This window comes from Sulfurimonas sp. (assembly GCF_028694895.1).
Classification (GTDB): Bacteria; Campylobacterota; Campylobacteria; order Campylobacterales; family Sulfurimonadaceae; genus Sulfurimonas.
Genome location: NZ_JAQVKA010000096.1, coordinates 1 through 5199 on the forward strand (window position 1 = coordinate 1; position 5199 = coordinate 5199).

Consider the following 5199-nt stretch of genomic DNA (forward strand, 5'->3'; position numbering starts at 1 on the left):
TTTAATATCTCTTTTGTAACATCTCCTCCGCTAACAAAAGAGATGCCAAAGTTTAGTCTTATTATGTTTAAAATCCACTCTATATACTGCTCAAAAAGTGGCTTATCAAGGCCATAAACAGCCTTTAATGCATTGATGGCTTCTGGTGTCATATTTGGATTTAACTCTCCTGCGCCAAAAAAACTGTTTGGTGCTGCATGTATCGCCAAAAATGAGATAAGTGAGATAAGAAAAAGCATAAATAGTATATAAAATATTTTTTTGAGTAACTGTTTCATGGGAAGGATTATACCAAAAAGAGGAGCTAAGCGAGAAAACTTAGCCCCTTATAGAGAAAATAGGAGGTAGAGAGTTTGTTAGAAATTATATGTTAGATATACTTGAAGATGAGTTGTGTCTTCATCTGTATTAGCAATATTGTCTTCAATATTATCAAAAATAATAGCAAGAGAAGTATCTAGTGGTCCAAAAGATTTAGATGCAACTAAAGCAATTTCAGTAACTTCAGCATCTGCATTTGGATTAACAGTAGAACTAGCAGCAACATTGATATCAGAATAGTAGTAACCAGCAAGTAAATTAACTCCATAAACTGTTGTCTCGGCTGTTAAAGAGTAAGCATCTGCGCCAATTTGGGAAACGCTTCCATAAGCCCACCACATTTCAGTATACAGTTTTGATTGAGCACCAGAACCATTTCTAGACGTTGCAGAACCTTCACCAGTTGCAACGTTAGCTACACCAATAGTACCTTCGTCATCAACAGAAGAATATGCCAATTTGATTGTACCAAGTTCATTTGCTTTATATCCTAACATTAGAGCATAAGCCTTATCTTTGTCAACCCCTGAAATCAACTTATCAGCATCAACTTGAACATATTGAGCACCAGCTAAAATACCATCAACATCTATATCAGCTTGTAGCCAATATGCTTCTGCCATTTGTTGAAGAGAGTAGTACCAAGCACTAAGAGTTAAAGGTTTAACTGAGTTATTTATAATACCTGCAACATAAACACCGTCTGTTCCAAAAGTATTGAACTTACCATCTTGAGCTAAATAACCAGCTTGTGCAGCGCTAGCATAACCATTCACTGCATTTAGTCCTGTAAGCGCTTTATTTCCAGCTGTATCTAAACCATCAGCAGAACCATTTGACTTACCAACCCACGCACCAACTAAAGTTGTGTCTGGAATGCTTTGGTTAATTAAGACAGCTGCTTCAAAAGTATTTTGATCAACTCCCCAAGTCTCTGTAAATGCTAAAGGCGTGTCCAAAGATTGGCGACCAACTTTAGCAGTTGTGTCAAATGCAGTTCCAGCAACCCATAATTCACCTAAATAAAATGTATCATCTAGTTGTAATCCACCTGCAAATGTTGCAGCATTATTCGATGTTATACCATGAGCGTTTGACCATGTATTATCAACAAGGTTATTCTCTAAACCTAAAGTAGTTACATAAGTACCTTTTACACCAGCAGAAACACCTTTTGTCAAGTCTGTTGTTAGTTCTAAATTAACAGCAGCATTTCCATATGATCCTTCTGAATCAAACAGAGATGTTTTGTTTCCTAAGTAAGTACCAGTATCACTATCCATAGTTCCGTAAAACAGTTTTACATCACCAGATACTTTTGTGTTCTCAATTGCAAATACACTTGAACCTATTAGTAATGTTGCTACCAGACTTAATTTTATTAATTTCATTTTTTGTTCTCCCAAACTTAAAATTGTCAACATTATGTCATATAGTTTTTTAATTTAATATTAATTTATGTATGAATTCTTATTACTTTTATAAGAATGTTAAATACTTTATGTATAATAGTGTCATGAAAACAGTAATTATGACAATATTGATAGCTATATTCTTTATATCTTGTTCTAAAATAGATGGTGTAAATCCATCTCAGAACAAGGCACTAATGGATGTAGCTGGAAAAGAAGAGAAGGCAAATAGTGGCTATATGCAACAAGCACTTGATAATTGGATAGAGAAAGATTGGACACCAACAGTTGAGAAAGATGAGAGTATAAAAAAGAAAAACGAGGATGAGAGTAGAGATTTTACTATTCAAGAGTATGTTGATAAAATTACGATTTACGCAAGTGAGCAAAATGCAACTTCAGATGAGTCACATAGTCAAAAGATTAAGACCATGCCTGTAATTGGTAAGTAGAAGTTCTCTCTTGCTGTGTGCAAGAGAGTCTTTGGGATAGGAGTTTACTCTCTAGCATCCCAACAAAAGACTGTCTTACCATCTGTAGTCTCCTCAGCTGCTGCCATACCCATGATGTTATATCCAGCGTCAACATAGTGAATCTCACCAGTTACACCAGAAGCTAAATCACTAAGTAGATACATAGCAGAGTTACCTACTTGTTCTGTTGTTACATTTTTCTTAAGTGGAGCATTTACTTCGTTCCAGTTAAGTATCTGTTTAAAGTCACCTATTCCAGCAGCTGCTAGAGTTCTAATCGGTCCAGCTGAGATAGCATTTACACGTTGACCTTTTGCGCCAAGTTCTGCTGCCATATATCTTACAGTTGACTCTAGTGCTGCTTTTGCAACGCCCATAACATTGTAGTTTACTATATACTTTGGACCACCAAGGTAAGATAATGTAAGTATAGAAGCATCATCACTTAAAACTGACTCTAAACGATTTGTTAAATCAATAAGTGAGTAAACAGAGATATCCATAGCAATCGCAAAAGCGCCCTTTGTAGTCTTCATAAAAGGCTCACTAAGTGCCTCTTTTGGAGCAAATGCTACAGAGTGAACTAAAAAGTCAATCTTGCCAAAATCTTTTGCAATCAAACCCGCAATGTTTTGCATGTGTTGTTCATTTGATACATCAAGCTCATATACTTTATCACTACCAAAGCTCGTAGCCAATGGCTCTACTCTCTTTTTAAGTGCATCATTTAAGTATGTAAAAGCTAACTCTGCTCCCTGTTCGTGACACGCTTTTGCAATTCCATACGCTATTGACTTATCGTTTGCAAGACCTACTATTAAACCTCTTTTGCCCTTCATTACCATTAACTTCTCCTTTATAATCTATTTTTTTTCTAAATTTTGTGCGTGTTCACACATTGTACAAAAATGCTCTGCGTACAAGGCAGCGCTTCCAACTAAAACTCCATCAACATTATCTAGCGTTAAAAACTCTGTTATATTTGATACTTTTACACTGCCTCCATAAAGAAGAGGTGCAGCTGATTTTATCTTTAAATCTTTATGCACCATCTCTATATCTTCAAGTGTTGGAGTTAAACCACTGCCAATCGCCCAAACAGGTTCATAAGCAATGATAAGATTCTCATAAGCAGTATCAATACCCTCGTACTGCTTTGAGATATACTCCATCATCGCCTTGTGTCCCATCTCTCGAACATTTAAAGGCTCGCCTACACAGTAGATAATTTTAAACCCTAAGTTTTTATAAAAATCAAACTTTGCTATTAACGACTCTTGAGTCTCGCCTATAACGTGTCTTCTCTCGCTATGTCCAATTAGAATAGTTTTAATTCCAAACTCTTCTAGCTGCTCATATCCTATCTCACCAGTAAACGCTCCATTTACTGCAGGGTAAGCATTTTGGGTGCCAACAACTACCTTTGATGTGCTACTCATTAAATTAGAAACTGCTGGAAAAACAAAAACTTCTTGCGAGATATTGTGTTGATTTAAAAAGTGTTCTACCTCTTTTATATATTTGGCAGTTTTTTCTCTTGTTAAATTTGTTTTTAGGTTTGCTGCAATTATCATACGTTAAACATCTTTACGCATTAAAGATGCTACACCTGGTAGAACCTTACCTTCAAGAAGCTCCAAAGAAGCCCCTCCTCCAGTTGAGATAAATGTCATCTCATCATCAAGACCAATTCTTTGAACCAAGTCAGCAGTATCGCCACCGCCTACAATTGTAGTAGCATAACTATCAGCTACAAAATGTGCTATCTTGTTTGAGCCACGAGCAAATTTATCCATCTCATAAACTCCCATAGGTCCATTCCAAAGCACTGTTTGAACATCGCTTAGAACCTCACCATAAAGTCTTACCGTAGCAGGTCCTATGTCTAATCCCATCCAAAGGTGTGGAATCTCTTGAAATGAGACGATTTTGCTTATTGCATCTTCTGAGAATTTATCAGCAACGACTATATCCACAGGCAAGTAAAACTTAACTCCAAGTCTCTTTGCCTCATCCATAATGCGCCCAGCATCTTCTAGCAAGTCGTCCTCAACAAGCGAAGAGCCTATGTCATAGCCTAGTTTTTTCAAAAATGTAAAAGCCATTCCGCCGCCAATGAGGACTTTATCCACACGAGGGAGCAGATTTATCAACGCTTCAAGTTTTCCTGAAACCTTACTTCCCCCTACAATAGCGGCAAATGGGCGTACAGGCTTTTGTATGATTTTTCCCAAAAAGTCTATCTCTTTTTGAAGTAAAAATCCCGCTGCTTTATGTTTATCATCAAAAAAGTGCGTAATTCCCTCAACTGAAGCATGCGCGCGATGGCTTACTCCAAATGCGTCATTTATATAAAAATCTGCCATTGATGCCAATTTTTTTGATAACTCTTTATCGTTGTTTGTCTCGCCCTTTTCATAACGAAGGTTCTCAAGCATTAGAACTTCGCCAGATTTTAACTCGGCAGCCTTTTTTATCGCATCAGGCCCAACAACATCGCTTGAGAGTTCAACTTCTCTCTTTAGAAGCTGTTGGATTCTTCTTGCTACTGGAATAAGTGAATATTTAGTAACAACTTCTCCATCTGGACGACCAAGATGAGATGCTAAAATAACCGCGCAATCTTGATCAAGACAGTAGTTGATTGTAGATAATGCTGAGCGGATACGACGATCATCAGATATGTTTCCAAACTCATCCATAGGGACATTAAAATCACATCTTATAAAAACTCTCTTACCGGCTAACTCTAAATTTTTAATGTTTAATAGTTCCAAAAGCCTATCCTACTTACTAATGTATAGCGCCATGTCTAAGAGTCTTGAAGAGTACCCCCACTCATTATCATACCAAGCCATAATCTTTACCATATCTCCATCAATAACTTGTGTTTAATCTTCTGCAACAACAGCGCTATACTCACATCCAACAAAATCTTGAGATACTCTCATCTCCTTATCCATTAGAAGAAGACCTTTTAAAGAGCCCTCAGC

General features: G+C 36.9%; 5 protein-coding genes and 2 pseudogenes. 1 reads left to right on the plus strand and 6 read right to left on the minus strand.

Annotated elements, in window-relative coordinates; translation table 11 throughout:
• Positions 1 to 278: pseudogene (locus tag PHI38_RS08810) on the minus strand (ABC transporter permease); the annotation flags it as partial.
• A gap of 78 nt (positions 279 to 356) precedes the next feature.
• Positions 357 to 1712 (minus strand): hypothetical protein, encoded by a 1356-nt coding sequence (locus PHI38_RS08815; RefSeq protein ID WP_299855203.1) that lies wholly within the window; start codon positions 1710 to 1712, stop codon positions 357 to 359.
• A gap of 140 nt (positions 1713 to 1852) precedes the next feature.
• On the opposite strand from PHI38_RS08815, the gene PHI38_RS08820 reads away from it, so the two are divergent.
• Complete coding sequence (locus PHI38_RS08820; protein WP_299855206.1) at positions 1853 to 2185, plus strand: hypothetical protein; 333 nt, start codon at positions 1853 to 1855, stop codon at positions 2183 to 2185.
• 44 nt (positions 2186 to 2229) lie between these two features.
• On the opposite strand, the gene fabI is transcribed toward PHI38_RS08820, so the two are convergent.
• From fabI to PHI38_RS08840, 4 genes and pseudogenes are all read right to left on the minus strand, one after another.
• Complete coding sequence (fabI, locus tag PHI38_RS08825; RefSeq protein ID WP_299855209.1) at positions 2230 to 3051, minus strand: enoyl-ACP reductase FabI; 822 nt, start codon at positions 3049 to 3051, stop codon at positions 2230 to 2232.
• Positions 3052 to 3069: 18 nt separating this feature from the next.
• Positions 3070 to 3780 carry a triose-phosphate isomerase gene (locus tag PHI38_RS08830; protein ID WP_299855211.1) on the minus strand — a complete coding sequence of 237 codons (711 nt, stop codon included), beginning with the start codon at positions 3778 to 3780 and terminating at the stop codon, positions 3070 to 3072.
• A 3-nt stretch (positions 3781 to 3783) separates the two neighbouring features.
• Entirely contained in the window at positions 3784 to 4983 is a 1200-nt protein-coding gene (pgk, locus tag PHI38_RS08835) for a phosphoglycerate kinase (protein ID WP_299855213.1), read from the minus strand.
• Between the two features lie 9 nt (positions 4984 to 4992).
• Positions 4993 to 5199 (minus strand): annotated as a pseudogene (locus PHI38_RS08840) (type I glyceraldehyde-3-phosphate dehydrogenase); the annotation flags it as partial.

Coding starts and splice junctions, on each gene's coding strand:
- PHI38_RS08820 (WP_299855206.1), top strand. CDS start 1,853: ATGACAATATTGATAGCTATATTCTTTATATCTTGTTCTAAAATAGAT.
- PHI38_RS08830 (WP_299855211.1), bottom strand. CDS start 3,780: ATGATAATTGCAGCAAACCTAAAAACAAATTTAACAAGAGAAAAAACT.
- fabI (WP_299855209.1), bottom strand. CDS start 3,051: ATGGTAATGAAGGGCAAAAGAGGTTTAATAGTAGGTCTTGCAAACGAT.
- PHI38_RS08815 (WP_299855203.1), bottom strand. CDS start 1,712: ATGAAATTAATAAAATTAAGTCTGGTAGCAACATTACTAATAGGTTCA.